Origin of the sequence: Erythrobacter sp. SDW2 (assembly GCF_021431965.1) — a bacterium.
GTDB lineage: Bacteria > Pseudomonadota > Alphaproteobacteria > Sphingomonadales > Sphingomonadaceae > Parerythrobacter.
This window is the reverse complement of the sequence record NZ_CP090370.1, coordinates 1,716,356-1,731,052: the sequence shown is the minus strand read 5'-3', so window position 1 is coordinate 1,731,052 and position 14,697 is coordinate 1,716,356. Positions and strand designations below refer to the sequence as shown.

Below are 14,697 nucleotides of genomic sequence, written 5' to 3'. Positions count from 1 at the left end.
GCTACTCCCGTTTGTTATCGGTTCGAAAATGTCTGCTGGCAGCGGCTGCCCTCGACAGTGCGTGCCCTCTGACACGGTGTACCGCTGAATGCCATCTCAACTAGCCGGCTGGCGCTGAATGGCGATTGAATGATGCGTGCAGCCTTCATTGAGCTTGCCTCTAGGTAAATGTGGAAAACAACGCAACATCACCCCATCTGGGGCCTGTGCGAGTGGCCCTTTCCGGCTGCATCCCCTACCCTCTCACCACGTGAATTTGGCCGCAGTCATTAGCGGAATGGCATTACCTTGAGCGACGAAACAGAAACCCTTTCCCCGCCCTCGCCCATGGGTGAGTACGAACGCATCGACATCGTCGATGAAATGAAGACGAGCTACCTCGATTACGCGATGAGCGTGATCGTGAGTCGCGCGCTGCCCGATGTGCGCGATGGTTTGAAGCCGGTCCACCGGCGCATTCTCTTTGCCAGCCAGGAAGGCGGTTTCGTCGCCGGGCGGCCCTATCGCAAGAGCGCCAAGATCGTCGGCGACGTCATGGGCAATTACCACCCGCATGGCGACAGCGCGATCTACGACGCGCTGGCCCGCATGACGCAGGACTGGTCGCTGCGGGTGCCCTTGATCGACGGCCAGGGCAATTTCGGTTCGATGGACCCCGATCCGCCGGCCTCGATGCGCTACACCGAAGCGCGGCTTGCCCGGGTCGCGAATTCGCTGCTCGACGATCTCGACAAGGATACAGTCGATTTCACCGACAACTACGACGGTTCGCGCAAGGAGCCGACCGTCCTTCCTGCCCGCTTCCCCAACCTGCTGGTCAACGGCGCCGGCGGGATCGCGGTCGGGATGGCGACCAACATTCCGCCGCACAATCTGGGCGAAGTGCTCGACGGCTGCCTCGCCTTCATCGACAATCCCGGCATCACCAGCGAAGAGTTGATGCAGTTCATTCCCGGTCCGGATTTCCCGACCGCGCCGCTGATCCTCGGCCAGTCGGGCGCGCGCGCCGCCTATACCACCGGGCGCGGGTCGATCCTGATGCGGGCGCGGCACGAGATCGAGACCGGGCGCAACGATCGCACCTCGATCGTGCTGACCAGCATTCCGTATCAGGTCGGCAAGAACGGCCTGGTCGAGAAGATCGCCGAGGCGGCCAAGGACAAGCGGATCGAGGGCATTTCCGACATCCGCGACGAATCGAGCCGCGAAGGCGTGCGCGTGGTCGTGGACCTCAAGCGCGATGCCTCGCCCGAGGTCGTGCTCAACCAGATCTGGCGCTACACCCCGGCCCAGGCCAGCTTCCCCGCCAATATGCTGGCGATCAAGGGCGGCCGCCCGGAAGTTCTGACCCTGCGCGACATCGTGCAGGCTTTCATCGCCTTCCGCGAAGAGGTCATCACCCGCCGCACCAAGTTCGAGCTCGCCAAGGCGCGTGACCGGGCGCACATCTTGCTCGGGCTGGTGGTCGCGGTCTCCAACCTGGACGAAGTCGTGGCGATGATCCGCGGCTCGTCGAACCCGGCACAGGCGCGCGAGAAGCTCCTGACCAAGGAATGGCCGATCGGCGACATCGCCCAGTATATCAAGCTGGTCGAAGCGATCGAGCCGACCGCCGACCAGACCGGCGGCACCTATCGCCTCAGCGAGCGTCAGGTGAAGGCGATCCTCGACCTGCGCCTGCACCGCCTCACGGCGCTGGGCCGCGACGAGATCGGCGACGAGCTTAAGGAACTGAGCCTGGCGATCGAGGAATATCTCTCGATCCTCGCCGATCGCGTGAAGCTTTATGGCGTGATGCGCGACGAGCTGACGGAGATCCGCGCCAGCTATGCCACGCCGCGCGTCTCCGAGATCGCTCCTGCCTGGGACGGGATCGAGGACGAGGACCTGATCGAGCGCGAGGAGATGGTCGTCACCGTCACCCACGGCGGCTATATCAAGCGTACCCCGCTCGCGACCTTCCGCGCGCAGGCCCGCGGCGGCAAGGGCCGCAGCGGCATGGCGACCAAGGACGAGGATGCGGTCGTCGAACTGTTCGTCACCAGCACCCACAACCCGGTGCTGTTCTTCACCAATCTCGGCCGGGTCTACCGCCTCAAGGTGTGGAAGCTGCCCGAAGGCGGGCCGCAGACCAAAGGCCGCCCGATGGTCAACCTGCTGCCGCTGGGCGAGGACGAACGCGTCACCAACGTGCTGCCCCTGCCCGAAGACGAGAACGAGTGGGGCAAGCTCAACATCGTCTTCGCGACCGAGCAGGGCATGGTACGTCGCAACTCGATGGATGCCTTCGCCAATGTGCCGACGGCCGGCAAATACGCGATGGGCTTTGTCGAGGGTTCGGGTGACCGGCTGATCGGTGTCGAATTGCTGACCGAGGAGCAGGAAATCTTCCTCGCCTCGGACGGCGGCAAGGCGATCCGCTTCTCCGCCACCGATGCGCGTGAAACCAAGAGCAGGACCGGCATCGGGGTGCGCGGGATGACGCTCAAGGAAGGGCAGAAGGTCGTCTCGCTGGCGGTCCTCAATCCGGGTGAGCGCGACACCGACGTACGCGACGCCTATCTGCGCGCCGCGCCGTGGAAGGAGAACGACGCAGAGCCTTCGCTGGATGCAGCCAAGGTCACCGAATTGGCCGAGGCAGAGGAATTCATCCTCACCATCACCGCCAATGGCTATGGCAAGATCAGCTCCGCTTATGAATACCGTACCATCGGTCGCGGCGGCCAGGGGCTGACCAATATCGGCACGCCTGAAAGCAACCCGGAGCGCAACGGCCCGGTTGTCGCCAGCTTCCCGGTCCGCCACGGTTCGCAGCTGATGCTGGTGACCGACCAGGCCAAACTGATCCGCCTGCCGATCGACTTGCGGCATAGGCTAACCGGGGAAGACCCGGGCGGATTCCGCATTATCGGACGCGGCTCGGCCGGGGTGCGCATCTTCAACGTCGCCGATGACGAGCACGTTGTCGGCGCAGCTCTGATCGACGAGAGCGAGGAGCCGGAGAACGAAGCCGAAGAGGCGGTGGCGGATGAACTGTCCGACCGTGCGGCGCAGGAAACCGTGCCCTACACTCCGCCGCAATCGGACGACGACATCGGGGCCGAACAGGAGGAATAGCGCATGATCGTCGAGCCAAGCGGACAAGCCTGCGGTGCCACCATCCGGGGCATCGACCTGTCCGGCCCGCTCGACGACGCGCTGGTGGCGGCGATCCGGGCCGAATGGCTGAGGCACCGCGTGCTCGCCTTCGCCGATCAGGCGATGAACGATGACGCGCTCGAACGCTTCACCCTCGCCATGGGCGGGTTCGGCTTCGACCCGTTCTTCGAGCCGATCCCCGGCCGTAAGAATATCGCGGCGATCCTGCGCGAACCCGACGAAAAGGCGCCGATCTTCGCCGAAAGCTGGCACAGCGACTGGAGCTTCCTGCCCAGGCCGCCGGCCGGAACCTGCCTGATGGCGATCGAGGTCCCGCCTACCGGCGGCGACACGCTGTTCGCCGACCAGGTCGCCGCCTTCGCCGCCCTGCCGGAGCAGCGGAAGGCCTATCTGCGCTCGCTCACCGCGATCCACAGCGCCGCGCTCGCCTATGCCCCCGACGGGACCTATGGCGAGAAGGACCAGGCACTTGGCCGCTCGATGGCAATCCGCCCCGATGACAGCGCGCGGGAACACTTCGCCCACCCACTCGTCAACCTGCATCCCGAAACGGGCGAGGAAGCGCTGTTCTCGACCATGGGCTATATTGTCGGCATCGAGGGCATGGTGCTGCTGTGGGACAATCGCGCGGTCCTGCACAAGGCGACCGGCGGCTACGAAGGCCACCGCCGCGAACTGCACCGCACGACGGTCGCTGCGCCGGGCTGAAATTCGCCCCTAGCGCTGCCAGGCGGTGGCCAGTCGGTCTGCCAGCAGGGTCTGGACCACGCCCACGGCAATCAGCAACTGTCCGACATAGTAGAGCGGCCAGATCAGGTAGTGTGGCAAGGGTGCGAGGTTGATGCTGCCCATCTCGCTGAAGATGAGGAGGTCGGAGATCACGAACAATACCGCCCCGATGCCGACGCGATAACGTGGGAAACGACTCATCCAGGCCCCTGCTGCCATCCCGCCCAAGGCAAGGCCATAGAGACCTACCTCGTAGCTGCCCGACAGCAGCCAGCACAGAACCGGGGTGAGCAGCACCAAAGCTGCCCCCGCGGCGCGCTGGCTGCCGGTCGGAGCCTCGCGCCTATTGCGCAGGAACAGCGCAATGGCCGCCATATGTCCGGCAAAGAAGGCTGCGCCGCCATAGGTGATCGAAATCTCGATCAGCACGTCGCCCAGCGCGCCGAATGCGAGATAGGTCGTCAGCAACAGCCCGTTTGTCCCGACACCCCGACGGAAGGCATAGACCGCAAGCAAGGCCACGCCTGCGCCTTTGAGCGCCATCAACTGGATTCCGCCGACGGCATTGTCACGCAACAGATAGAACGCCACCGCGGCGACTATGCTCGCCAGCAGCCAGGGCCGTTCCTCGATCAGGGCGTGATGTGACATGGCAAGTTCCCCTCCTGCGCTCCGCTAGGACTTGATGCCCCTGCCGCGCAAGCCTAACTGCCCCGGCAATGACCCATGATGTCCACATAATCGGCGGCGGGCTCGCCGGGAGCGAAGCGGCCTGGCAGTTGGCGCAGCGCGGGTTTTCCGTGCGGCTGTCAGAAATGCGCGGTTCGGGCGACATGACCCCGGCGCACCAGACCGATGGTCTGGCCGAACTGGTCTGCTCCAACAGCTTCCGCTCGGACGACAGCGACAAGAACGCCGTCGGACTGCTGCACTACGAAATGCGCGCACTCGACAGCCTGATCATGCGCGCGGGCGAAATGGCGCGGGTGCCGGCCGGCAGTGCCATGGCGGTCGACCGTGATGCTTTCTCCGCCGAAGTGCAGCGCACGCTGATGGAGCACCCCAAGGTCACCGTGGTGCGCGAACGGATCGATGTGCTGCCCGAAGCCGGTCTCACCATCGTCGCCACCGGCCCGCTGACGGCGCAGGCCCTGGCGGAGAGCATCGTCAGGGCTACCGGGCAGGAACGGCTCGCCTTCTTCGATGCCATTGCGCCGATCGTCCACCGCGACAGTATCGATATGGATGTGTGCTGGATCCAGAGCCGCTGGAACAAGCGCAACGAGGCGTCGAACGAAGAAGGCGATTACATCAACTGCCCGATGACGAAGGAGCAGTATCTCGCCTTCCACCGGGGCCTGCTCGACGGGGAGAAGACCGAATTCCGCGAGTGGGAGAAAGACACCCCCTATTTCGACGGCTGTATGCCGATCGAAGTGATGGCCGAGCGCGGGGTCGATACACTGCGCTTTGGGCCGATGAAGCCCGTCGGACTCGACAACCCGCGCGACACCACGCCCGAGTTTCCGCAAGGCCGCTGGCCCTATGCCGTGGTGCAGCTGCGGCAGGACAACAAGCTGGGCACGCTGTGGAACATGGTCGGCTTCCAGACCAAGCTCAAGTATGGCGCGCAGGTCGAACTGTTCCGGACCATTCCAGGCCTCGAGAACGCCGAGTTTGCGCGGCTCGGCGGGCTGCACCGCAACACTTTCCTCAATTCGCCGATGGTGCTCGACCGACAGCTCCGGCTGAAAGGTGCGGGGCACATCCGCTTTGCCGGGCAAGTGACGGGGTGCGAAGGCTATGTCGAAAGCTCTGCCGTCGGCCTGCTGGCGGGGATGATGGCCGCGGCCGAGCTGGCGGGTCAGCCCTGGCAAGGTCCGCCCCGCACCACAGCCATGGGCGCGCTGCTCGCGCATATCACCGGTGATGCCGAGGCCGAGACCTACCAGCCGATGAACATCAACTTCGGCCTGTTCCCGCCGCTGCACGATGTCGGCAAGAAGCTGCGCAAGGAGGCTTACACCGGTCGCGCCAAGGCTGACCACGCCAGATGGATCGCAAGTCTGCGGGTACCGGCCTGACCTAACAACTGCACGTCGGCTTCTTCTTGACCGGCTTGGGGGCGGTCGTGGCAAACTCGGCCTGGGTCAGCTCCTGGTTGTCATTGGCATCAGCCTGCTCGAACTTTTCAACCGTGGTCACGGCCCATTCCTCGAAGGTGAGCAGGTTGTTGCCGTCCGTGTCGAGCTTGCGGAAGGCATCGGTCCGGGTCGAAAGCATTTCGCGGCGGGTGATCTTGAGATCGCGGTTGCGGTCATAACGGAAGAAGCGGCGCTGCTCGCGGGTGAGTTCGGTCGCTTCGGGTGGGGCCGGTCCTGTCAAGCCGCTGACATCGGCCTCGGGCAATTCGTCCGGTGTTTCGACGGGCATCGGCATGGGCGGCGGCGCACCTTGCTCGACCTCGGCCCTCCCCTGCCACCAGAACAGGCCGATTCCGGCCAGCAGCAATGCAGCGACGGCCCCTAGCACCAGGCGATTCATCTGAAGCGTTCTCCACGCAAGAACGCTGTCCCCGCGAGAACCTTATCCTAACGGCCGAAAATGCCAAGCCGCATTGCCGCCACCAAGGCCGCAGGACCGTCAAGCAGAGGGGCGCGCTGCCGCAGCGCTCTCAGGCCCAGGCCGTCGAGCACCACAAGCGGGCGCAGGGTCTTCGGCAATCGCACCGGTGTAGCATCAGGGAATCTCCGGAGAGAATCCTGCAAATCCCCCGGAGGAATCTGGCCTGCCACCTCGGCATAGGTCCAGCGTCGCGCGGCGAGGGCAATCGCGTCTTCCGCTCCATCGCAGCCAAGCCGATGACCCAGTCCGCACCACGCGGCTACGCGCCCTTCCGCAAGAGATTTTACTGCCTGCAGATTGAGTTCCTCCCCGATCAGCACCGCCTCCCAGCCATTGACCAGTTCAGCCAAGGCATCGGGTGAAACCCGCCCTTCCGCAAGCACCGCCAGCAAAGGTTCTCCTTTTGCCCAAGCGCTCGCAGGGTTGGCAAACTGATCGCGCCACCAGGCGAGTTTCATCTGCGTTATCAATGGCTCGGCAGACTGGCGCCCAATCTGCGACAGTCGCGTGTCAAGAGCAAAAACTGCACCGGTGGCAGCCTTCGCAGGCCCTGGCGCGTAAGCCAGCGCGAGCCTTTGAACCGGTGGCAACTGGTCGAGTGCGAAGCTGTCCATGATGTCGCCATCCAGCCTGCAGCTGCACAAAGTCAACAATGTAAAGTCGATCTTAACCGTCTGCTTACGCAACTCGATTACCTAGACCCTGTAGAGGCACGCTGTCTCGTAGTGTTTTCGGGGAAGGTTTCCTTCGATGGGTATAGGTGCATTTTTCAAGCGTCTGGGTCGCGCGCAGAGCGGCAATGCCGCCATGCTGGTCGGGCTTGGCATGCCTGCGCTGATCGGCGGCACCGGGCTCGCAGTCGATACGGCGCAGTGGTATTTGTGGAAGCGCGAACTGCAGTATGCCGTCGACCAAGCCGCTATTGCGGGAGCCTGGGCGCGTGCGGACAATGATTCGATTGACGACTATGACGTCCGTGCGCAGCAGGAATTCAACGCCAACGTCGGTATCGCCGAAGATTTCAGCGCTACTCCGGTAATCGGTCTGGCCGACTACAACGGCGTAGCCGACAACAGCGTGCTTGTGTCTGTCACGGCATCGAAGCGGCTGCCCTTCTCTGGCTATTTGACCGACAACGCCGTGACTATCGCGGTAAGCGCGCAGGCGACAACGGTGGCTGCGCAGGAATTCACCACCTGCATGCTCGCGCTCGATCCGGATGCGGACAGCGCGTTCATCCTCGGGGGCAGCGTTTCGGGCAGTGCGCCATGCGGCTTCGGCTCCCTGTCCGACAGCGACACCGCCATGGTCAAGAACGGCAACCCTTCGATCTGGGCGAACCAGCTCATATCGAACGGGGGCGTCGATTCCGGCTTTTCATCCAACGGCAGCATCTTCGCGGACGTCGGCTCGCTCACCAACCCGTTCGAAGGGCTGGAACCACCGGACGATGCGACGCCGCGGACATACTCCTGCCCGGCAGCCACCCCTGCAACGACAACCACGACCGCGGACGTCACGACCTCCAACTCCTACAACTACGAGTATTACAGGGGGCGCAACAAGTCGAGCGCGACTATCCAGCCGGCGACATATATCGGCCGGCACACCGACTACACCACGGCGCCGGTGACCAGTAACGAGACTGTGCCGAACGGAACCACGGCTGGCAGCAGCACGGTCTACAGCCCTGCGACCTTCAACAAGAACGACCTTGTCGCCACCGGGGAAGGCTCGGGTACCAGCTCGATCTGGGAATGGTTGCAGGTCGGGACCACGACAACCTATTCCAATATCCGGACGGTCTCCACGCCTGCCAACGACGGTGTGGCAAGGCCTTTGCCTGGAACCTACGCGAATATCGAGATCGCCTGCAACACCGAGTTCCAGCCCGGGGTCTATGTGGTCGAAGGCACGCTCGACTTCGGCGACAATGTTTCCGTCACCGGCGACGATGTGATGTTCGTGCTGGAAAGTGGCGACAAGATCCACATCAACGACAATTCCAACCTCAATTTCACCGGAATTTCCAGCGATACGCTCGAAAACACCTATGGGCTGAGCGCAGCCAGCGCTGCCAAGCTGGCCGGGATGCTGCTTTACGACCCGGAAAGTGAGGACCAGTTCAAGATGAACGGTCGAGCATCGCTGGTGTTGAACGGCGTGTTCTACATGCCCGGCCGCAATGTCTGGTTCAACGGCAACTCGAACCTGACCGGCTCCTGTCTCCAGATCGCCTCGGGGACTATCACCCTGAACGGCAACTTCAACGCCAACATCTTCTGTGAATCGTCCGAAGCGAACCCCTTCGCAATCGGCTCCCAGAAGGGCGGCGTGCGGCTGGTCCGGTGATGAACGCTATTCGCTTCTCCCTCCCGGCCCTGCTGCGCGATGACCGCGGCACGATGACCATCGAGACGGCATTCATCGTCCCGATCCTGGTCATCATGGCGTTCGGCGGCTTCGAGGTGAGCTACATGGTGGCTCGCCAGTCCGAATTGCGCACCGCGGCGGCCGAGGCCGTGGCCATGGCACTGTCGACCGAAGGCGGGTCTTCGTTCGACATCGGCACCGTCGAGGACATTCTTGAAACCTCCACCGGCCTGGCCGACGAAAACGTGACGATTACACAGAAATTCCGCTGCGACGATGCTGACGAATATGTCGACACCAAGGGCGAATGCGATGTCGATGCGGTGGTTTCCGGCTTCCTCATCATCGAGATGGATGAAACCTATTCGCCGAAGTGGACCCAGTTCGGGATCGGCCAACCGGTCGACTTCAATGTTGAACGGACGGTGCAGATATCATGACCGTCAGGAAGCTGTTCTGTCGTCGCCTGGCCGACGAGACGCGCGGTGCCGCGATTATCGAATTTGCGATCCTTGCGCCGGTCGTGTTCGGCCTGATGATCGGGGTGGTGCAGATCGGGTTGGGGATGCAGGCCTACAATTCGATGCGCAGCGTCGCGGGAGACGCCGCGCGCTACGCGGTGGTCGAATACCAGAAGGGCAATGCGCCCGGGAACACCACTATCGAGAACCAGGCCATCGCCATCGCCACGTCCGACACCTACAATCTCGCCAATTCGGTGGAGATCGACGTCACCAACGCGGCGACCGAACGGTTCGACGGGGCGTGGGAAAAGACCATCACCATCACCTACCGGGTGCCTGCGGTCTTGCCATTGTTCGATTGGGCCAGCCCCACCCTCACCTTCTCCCGCCCCATCTTCCTACTGAAGTAAGGCGGTGTCCCGTGCCGGGGGAGGCCAACTCCAAACAAATTAACCATGTCCGTTCGGGATACGATCACACGGCGCCTGTAGGGCACAGAATGTGATGAAGCGCCTCATCTCCTTCCCGCCTGTCGTCAGGGGATTTCTCGCTCGCCTCGCCGAGGACCGCGCGGGCAACACGTTGGCGTTGATTGCCGCGGCGATGATCCCGTTGCTCGCGATTGTCGGCAGCGGCGTCGATATGGGCCGCGCCTATGTGGTGCAGACCCGATTGCAGCAGGCTTGCGACTCCGCCGTGCTGGCGGCGCGCAAACGGCTCGGCTCCGAAGTCGTCACCACTGGCGTTGTCCCTGCCGAAGTGGCCGCGACCGGCAACCGGTTCTTCAACCTGAACTTCCGCGACGGCAGCTATGCCACCTATGATCGCACTTTCCAGATGGCGCTGGAAAATGACTTCTCGGTCAGCGGACACGCGACGATCGAGATGCCGATGGCGGTGATGCAGGTGTTCGGGCAGGACGAGATGCCGATCGCGGTGACCTGCGCCTCGATCCTCAACTTCCAGAACCTCGACGTGATGATGTCGATCGACGTGACCGGATCGATGCGACACACCAATGCCGGCGACACCCTCTCGCGACTGGAGTCGGTCAAAGCGGTGATCCGCAACTTCTATGGCCAGCTGGAAGGTGCCAAGGGTCCGGAAACTCGCATCCGCTACGGCTTCGTGCCCTATGCCACCAACGTGAATGTCGGCGGGCTGCTCGAAGATGACTGGATGGTCGATGAATGGACCTATCAGTCGCGCGAAGCGACCGGTGTGACGCTTCCTGCGGTAGCCAGAACCGACTGGATCAACTGGCGGTATGTGTCCGGGACCAGACCAAGCTGGACGGACACCGGCACCAGCTATGTCGCCACCTGGAATCCCCCTCCCTCGCCTGATCAGACCGGATGGTATTCGTGCAGCGGATCGCAACCTTCCAACACTCTGACCCAGACCGACGTCCTTGTCGGCGGACCAACCGTTGCAGTGCAGCTCAGTCCCCCCGCAGTTGTTACGACCGAAAATTACCGGCGGACCGAAAACGGAACCCGCTACCGCACTGTGGTCACCGCTTCGACCTGCAAGGTGCAGCAAATGGTCTCGACCAATTATGTCGAGACCTTCGAGAAGGTCACCAGTGTTCCCTCGGCTGACCGGATCCAGTACCGCTACAAGCCGATCGCGCGTGATGTCAGCAATTGGCGAGCCGAAGCAGGCAACACCTGCATCGAGGAACGCAAATCGACTGCGATCACCGATTTTTCCAGTGTGGACCTCAGCCAGAACCCCGACCTCGACATCAACCTGGTGCCCGATCCGGGAAATCCGGACACGCAATGGCGGCCGCGCTATCCCTCGGCGATCTACGCTCGCAAGATCATGAACAACGGCACGGGCAGCTGGTCGAGGTCGCAGGTCGTGACCACCGACACATATGCGCAGACAGGCACCTGGTGGTTCAGCGATTGTCCGCCCGCGGCATCGAAGCTGGCCGAGCGCACGCTGGACGAGCTTAATGCCTATCTGGCAACGCTGGTCCCCTATGGCGCCACCTATCACGATATCGGGATGATCTGGGGCGGGCGCCTGCTGTCGCAGAGGGGGCTATTCGCGAGCGAAAACGCCAATGTCTCGACTGCCCAGCCGACCTCTCGCCACCTCATCTTCCTGACCGACGGCCAGACCGAACCTTATGACATGGCTTATGGCGCCTACGGGCTCGAACCGCTCGACATGCGGCGGTGGGACAGTTCCTCGCCGCTGTCGCTGGCACAGACCATCGAGCAGCGCTTCAAATTCGCATGCGAAGAAGTGAAGAAGAATAACACAACCGTGTGGGTCATCGCCTTTGGCACCTATGCCAACGAAGCGATGAGGGAGTGCGCCGGCACGGGGCGTTACTTCGAAGCTGCCAACTCCAGCCAGCTCAATGAAGCCTTTGTCGCCATTGCCAAGTCGATGGGCGACCTGCGGATTTCTCGCTGATGCTCCGCATGGTCCGATCTCTGCGCAGAAACCGCGAAGGTGCGACTTTCGTCGAATTCGCGATGATTTCGCCAGTCTTGCTGATCGCGGTATTGGGGGCGATGGATGCCGCCTTCAACGCCTACACGTCGGTCGTCTTGCGCGGCGCCGTGGCCGACGCTGCGCGCGGGGCAACGATCGAGGACGCCGATAGCGGCTCGCTCGACGGCGAGGTGACGACGAGGGTAAGGGATCTACTGCCATCGGCGCAGCTCAGCTACGCTCGCAAATCCTATGACAGTTTCTCGGTCGTCGGAAACCCAGAAGATTACGACGACGTCAATGGCGACGGGTTCTGCAACGACGGGGAATCGTTCGAGGACGTCAACGGCAACGGCCTCTGGGATAGCGATCGGGGCATTATCGGCAATGGCGGGGCGCGCGATGTCGTCGAATACAAGGTCACGATAAGTTACGACCGGCTGTTCCCAGCTCCAGCCTTGATTGGGCTCGATCCCAGATTCTCCGTCACCGCAACTACTTTGCTGCGGAACCAGCCCTTTGCCGATAGTGACGCTGCGCCGGAAACAGAGAGCTGCATATGAGCCGGTTTGCACATTTCGCCAAAGACGTGATGGCCGCAACCAGCGGCGTGGCGATGACCGAGTTCGCTCTCGCTGCTCCGTTGCTGATGGTCGCCGGCCTTTACGGTGCCGAGACGACCTGGCTCTCGATCGTCCACATGCGGGTAAACCAGATGGCATTGCGGATCGCCGACGACGCTTCACGTGTTGGCGAAATCTCTGCGCTCGAGACGCGCAAGATCTACGAGAGCGACGTCAACGACCTGCTCTATGGCTCTCATCTCGAAACAGACTCGCTGGAATTCTACGCCAACGGAAGGGTGATCATCAGCAGTCTCGAGGTTGTCCCGGAAAGCGACCCGGAGCAGCAGTACATCCATTGGCAGCGCTGCAAAGGCCGCTTGAACTGGGCTTCGACCTATGGCGTCGAAGGCGACGGTCTGAGCGGCAGCTTCGAAGGTATGGGGCCGGTCGGCAGCAAGGTCACTGCAGAGCCCGAAGACGCCATCATGTTCGTCGAAGTGGCTTACAACTACCAACCGCTGTTTGGCGATATGTTCGTCAGCGATCGGCTGATCACGGCCCATGCCGCCTTCAACGTGCGCGACAATCGCGATCTCGCAGAACTCTACCAGCGGGATCCATTGAAGCCCGATCCTACCGCGAATTGCAGCATATTCGATGACTTCGACGGGAACAGCACGCCTGTGGAGCCCATAGGCGCAGTCTCTCCAGGGGGCACCTCCGGTCCGCTGTTGGGCGACCACCCAGGAACTTCAGGCAGCAGCGGCACCAGCAGTGGTGGCGGTTCGAGCAGTTCGGGCAGTTCCGGCAGCAGCGGTGGCGGTGGAGTTGATGATGACGATGAAGGGGAGGACGAGGACGCCGACGATTGACTTAGCGACTCCGCAGTGGTTCTAAGTTTTTATTTCCGCCAACACTTCTATTTACTCTTTTCTCAATTCTACTCAGTCAGTCTCGGTAACAGACCTTCTTCGCCGCCGCGACGATGCGGGCGGTGTCGATCAGCGCCAACTTTTCGAGATTGGCGGCATAGGGCAGCGGCACATCCTCGTCAGTGACGCGCAACACCGGCGCATCAAGGTGGTCGAAGCCGTCCTCCATGCAGATCGCCATCACTTCCGAAGCGATCGAGCAGGTCGGCCAGCCTTCTTCCGCCACGATCAGGCGGTTGGTTTTGGCGAGAGAAGCCAGGATCGTTTCCTTGTCGAGCGGACGCAAGGTGCGCAGGTCGATGACTTCGGCATCGATACCTTCCTCGGCCAGCTTCTCAGCAGCCTCCAGCGCCCAACCGACCGCGATGGAATAGCTGACGATGGTAACGTCCGAACCCTCGCGCATGATCCGCGCCTTGCCGATCGGCAGGACGTGGTCGTCGAGTTCGGGCAGCTCGAAGCTGCGGCCATAGACCAGCTCGTTCTCGAGGAAGACGACCGGGTCGTCGCTGCGGATCGCCGCCTTGAGCAGCCCCTTGGCGTCCGAGGCGTCAAAAGGCGCGATCACGATCAGGCCGGGCACGCTGGCATACCACGGGCCATAGTTCTGGCTGTGCTGCGCGCCCACGCGTGACGCCGCGCCGTTGGGGCCGCGGAACACGATCGGGCAGCGCATCTGGCCACCCGACATGTAATTCGTCTTGGCCGCCGAGTTGATGATGTGGTCGATCGCCTGCATGGCGAAATTGAAGGTCATGAACTCGACGATCGGGCGCAGGCCGCCCATGGCCGCGCCGGTGCCGATGCCGGCAAAGCCGTATTCGGTGATCGGCGTGTCGATCACGCGCTTCGGCCCGAATTCGTCGAGGAGCCCCTGGGTGACCTTGTAGGCGCCCTGGTACTCGGCAACTTCCTCGCCCATCACGAAGACGCGCTCGTCGCGGCGCATTTCCTCGGCCATGGCATCGCGCAGCGCCTCGCGGACGGTGACGGTTGCCATGTTGGTGCCGGCGGGAATCTCGGGATCGGCCTTGGGCTTGCTCGCGGGCTTCTGCGGGGCCGTCACACCGCCGGCCTCGTCGCGGCCGACATCCTTGCCCTCGCCTGCAACGTCTTCGACCTTTGGGGCGGCAGGGGCGGCGGACTCTTCGCCCTCCCCCCCCAGCATGGCGATGACGGTGCCGACCTTCACGTTCTCGGTGCCCTCGGGAACGAGGATCTTGCCGAGCACGCCGTCATCGACGGCTTCGAATTCCATCGTCGCCTTGTCGGTCTCGATTTCGGCGATGATGTCGCCGATGGCGATTTCGTCACCTTCCTGCTTGAGCCATTTGGCGAGCGTGCCTTCCTCCATGGTCGGCGAGAGCGCGGGCATCTTGAGTTCGATCGCCATGG

Annotated in this window: 13 protein-coding genes; 9 read left to right on the top strand and 4 right to left on the bottom strand. The window is 62.7% G+C overall.

Annotation, left to right across the window (positions count from 1 at the left end):
* Positions 1–288: 288 nt before the first annotated feature.
* The gene (gene gyrA, locus LY632_RS08450; RefSeq protein ID WP_234090703.1) at positions 289–3,117 is read left to right on the top strand and encodes a DNA gyrase subunit A; all 2,829 of its coding nucleotides are present in this window, start codon (positions 289–291) and stop codon (positions 3,115–3,117) included.
* A gap of 3 nt (positions 3,118–3,120) precedes the next feature.
* Positions 3,121–3,867, top strand: coding sequence for a TauD/TfdA family dioxygenase (locus LY632_RS08445; protein ID WP_234090702.1), 747 nt, complete (start codon positions 3,121–3,123; stop codon positions 3,865–3,867).
* A 9-nt stretch (positions 3,868–3,876) separates the two neighbouring features.
* Here the strand turns inward: LY632_RS08445 and LY632_RS08440 are convergent, their stop codons facing one another.
* Positions 3,877–4,539 (bottom strand): lysoplasmalogenase, encoded by a 663-nt coding sequence (locus LY632_RS08440; RefSeq protein ID WP_234090701.1) that lies wholly within the window; start codon positions 4,537–4,539, stop codon positions 3,877–3,879.
* A gap of 68 nt (positions 4,540–4,607) precedes the next feature.
* Between LY632_RS08440 and trmFO the strand changes: the two genes are divergently transcribed.
* Positions 4,608–5,972 (top strand): methylenetetrahydrofolate--tRNA-(uracil(54)-C(5))-methyltransferase (FADH(2)-oxidizing) TrmFO, encoded by a 1,365-nt coding sequence (trmFO, locus tag LY632_RS08435; RefSeq protein ID WP_234090700.1) that lies wholly within the window; start codon positions 4,608–4,610, stop codon positions 5,970–5,972.
* Position 5,973: 1 nt separating this feature from the next.
* Here trmFO and LY632_RS08430 read toward each other — a convergent pair whose 3' ends face one another.
* Positions 5,974–6,432 (bottom strand): EF-hand domain-containing protein, encoded by a 459-nt coding sequence (locus tag LY632_RS08430; RefSeq protein ID WP_234090699.1) that lies wholly within the window; start codon positions 6,430–6,432, stop codon positions 5,974–5,976.
* Between the two features lie 47 nt (positions 6,433–6,479).
* Positions 6,480–7,199 carry a hypothetical protein gene (locus tag LY632_RS08425; protein ID WP_234090698.1) on the bottom strand — a complete coding sequence of 240 codons (720 nt, stop codon included), beginning with the start codon at positions 7,197–7,199 and terminating at the stop codon, positions 6,480–6,482.
* Positions 7,200–7,263: 64 nt separating this feature from the next.
* Here LY632_RS08425 and LY632_RS08420 point away from each other — a divergent pair, with 64 nt between their 5' ends.
* The 6 genes from LY632_RS08420 to LY632_RS08395 all read left to right on the top strand — a co-directional run bounded on the left by LY632_RS08420 (position 7,264) and on the right by LY632_RS08395 (position 13,242).
* Positions 7,264–8,865: a TadE/TadG family type IV pilus assembly protein gene (locus LY632_RS08420; RefSeq protein WP_234090697.1), complete on the top strand. Its 1,602-nt coding sequence runs from the start codon at positions 7,264–7,266 to the stop codon at positions 8,863–8,865.
* Positions 8,865–9,326, top strand: coding sequence for a TadE/TadG family type IV pilus assembly protein (locus LY632_RS08415; protein ID WP_234090696.1), 462 nt, complete (start codon positions 8,865–8,867; stop codon positions 9,324–9,326). Before LY632_RS08420 ends, LY632_RS08415 begins: the two co-directional genes overlap by 1 nt.
* On the top strand, positions 9,323–9,760 hold the full coding sequence (locus LY632_RS08410) for a TadE/TadG family type IV pilus assembly protein (RefSeq protein WP_234090695.1): 438 nt from the start codon (positions 9,323–9,325) through the stop codon (positions 9,758–9,760). The genes LY632_RS08415 and LY632_RS08410 overlap by 4 nt, the downstream gene beginning before the upstream one ends.
* A gap of 94 nt (positions 9,761–9,854) precedes the next feature.
* The gene (locus tag LY632_RS08405) at positions 9,855–11,783 is read left to right on the top strand and encodes a Tad domain-containing protein (protein ID WP_234090694.1); all 1,929 of its coding nucleotides are present in this window, start codon (positions 9,855–9,857) and stop codon (positions 11,781–11,783) included.
* Positions 11,783–12,367 (top strand): TadE/TadG family type IV pilus assembly protein, encoded by a 585-nt coding sequence (locus tag LY632_RS08400; protein ID WP_234090693.1) that lies wholly within the window; start codon positions 11,783–11,785, stop codon positions 12,365–12,367. Before LY632_RS08405 ends, LY632_RS08400 begins: the two co-directional genes overlap by 1 nt.
* Entirely contained in the window at positions 12,364–13,242 is an 879-nt protein-coding gene (locus tag LY632_RS08395) for a TadE/TadG family type IV pilus assembly protein (protein ID WP_234090692.1), read from the top strand. Before LY632_RS08400 ends, LY632_RS08395 begins: the two co-directional genes overlap by 4 nt.
* A gap of 76 nt (positions 13,243–13,318) precedes the next feature.
* On the opposite strand, the gene LY632_RS08390 is transcribed toward LY632_RS08395, so the two are convergent.
* On the bottom strand, positions 13,319–14,695 hold the full coding sequence (locus LY632_RS08390; RefSeq protein WP_234090691.1) for a pyruvate dehydrogenase complex E1 component subunit beta: 1,377 nt from the start codon (positions 14,693–14,695) through the stop codon (positions 13,319–13,321).
* Positions 14,696–14,697 lie beyond the last annotated feature (2 nt).

Coding starts and splice junctions, on each gene's coding strand:
- LY632_RS08395 (WP_234090692.1), top strand. CDS start 12,364: ATGAGCCGGTTTGCACATTTCGCCAAAGACGTGATGGCCGCAACCAGC.
- LY632_RS08445 (WP_234090702.1), top strand. CDS start 3,121: ATGATCGTCGAGCCAAGCGGACAAGCCTGCGGTGCCACCATCCGGGGC.
- LY632_RS08420 (WP_234090697.1), top strand. CDS start 7,264: ATGGGTATAGGTGCATTTTTCAAGCGTCTGGGTCGCGCGCAGAGCGGC.
- LY632_RS08415 (WP_234090696.1), top strand. CDS start 8,865: ATGAACGCTATTCGCTTCTCCCTCCCGGCCCTGCTGCGCGATGACCGC.
- LY632_RS08405 (WP_234090694.1), top strand. CDS start 9,855: ATGAAGCGCCTCATCTCCTTCCCGCCTGTCGTCAGGGGATTTCTCGCT.
- LY632_RS08440 (WP_234090701.1), bottom strand. CDS start 4,539: ATGTCACATCACGCCCTGATCGAGGAACGGCCCTGGCTGCTGGCGAGC.
- LY632_RS08400 (WP_234090693.1), top strand. CDS start 11,783: ATGCTCCGCATGGTCCGATCTCTGCGCAGAAACCGCGAAGGTGCGACT.
- LY632_RS08430 (WP_234090699.1), bottom strand. CDS start 6,432: ATGAATCGCCTGGTGCTAGGGGCCGTCGCTGCATTGCTGCTGGCCGGA.
- LY632_RS08410 (WP_234090695.1), top strand. CDS start 9,323: ATGACCGTCAGGAAGCTGTTCTGTCGTCGCCTGGCCGACGAGACGCGC.
- LY632_RS08390 (WP_234090691.1), bottom strand. CDS start 14,695: ATGGCGATCGAACTCAAGATGCCCGCGCTCTCGCCGACCATGGAGGAA.
- trmFO (WP_234090700.1), top strand. CDS start 4,608: ATGACCCATGATGTCCACATAATCGGCGGCGGGCTCGCCGGGAGCGAA.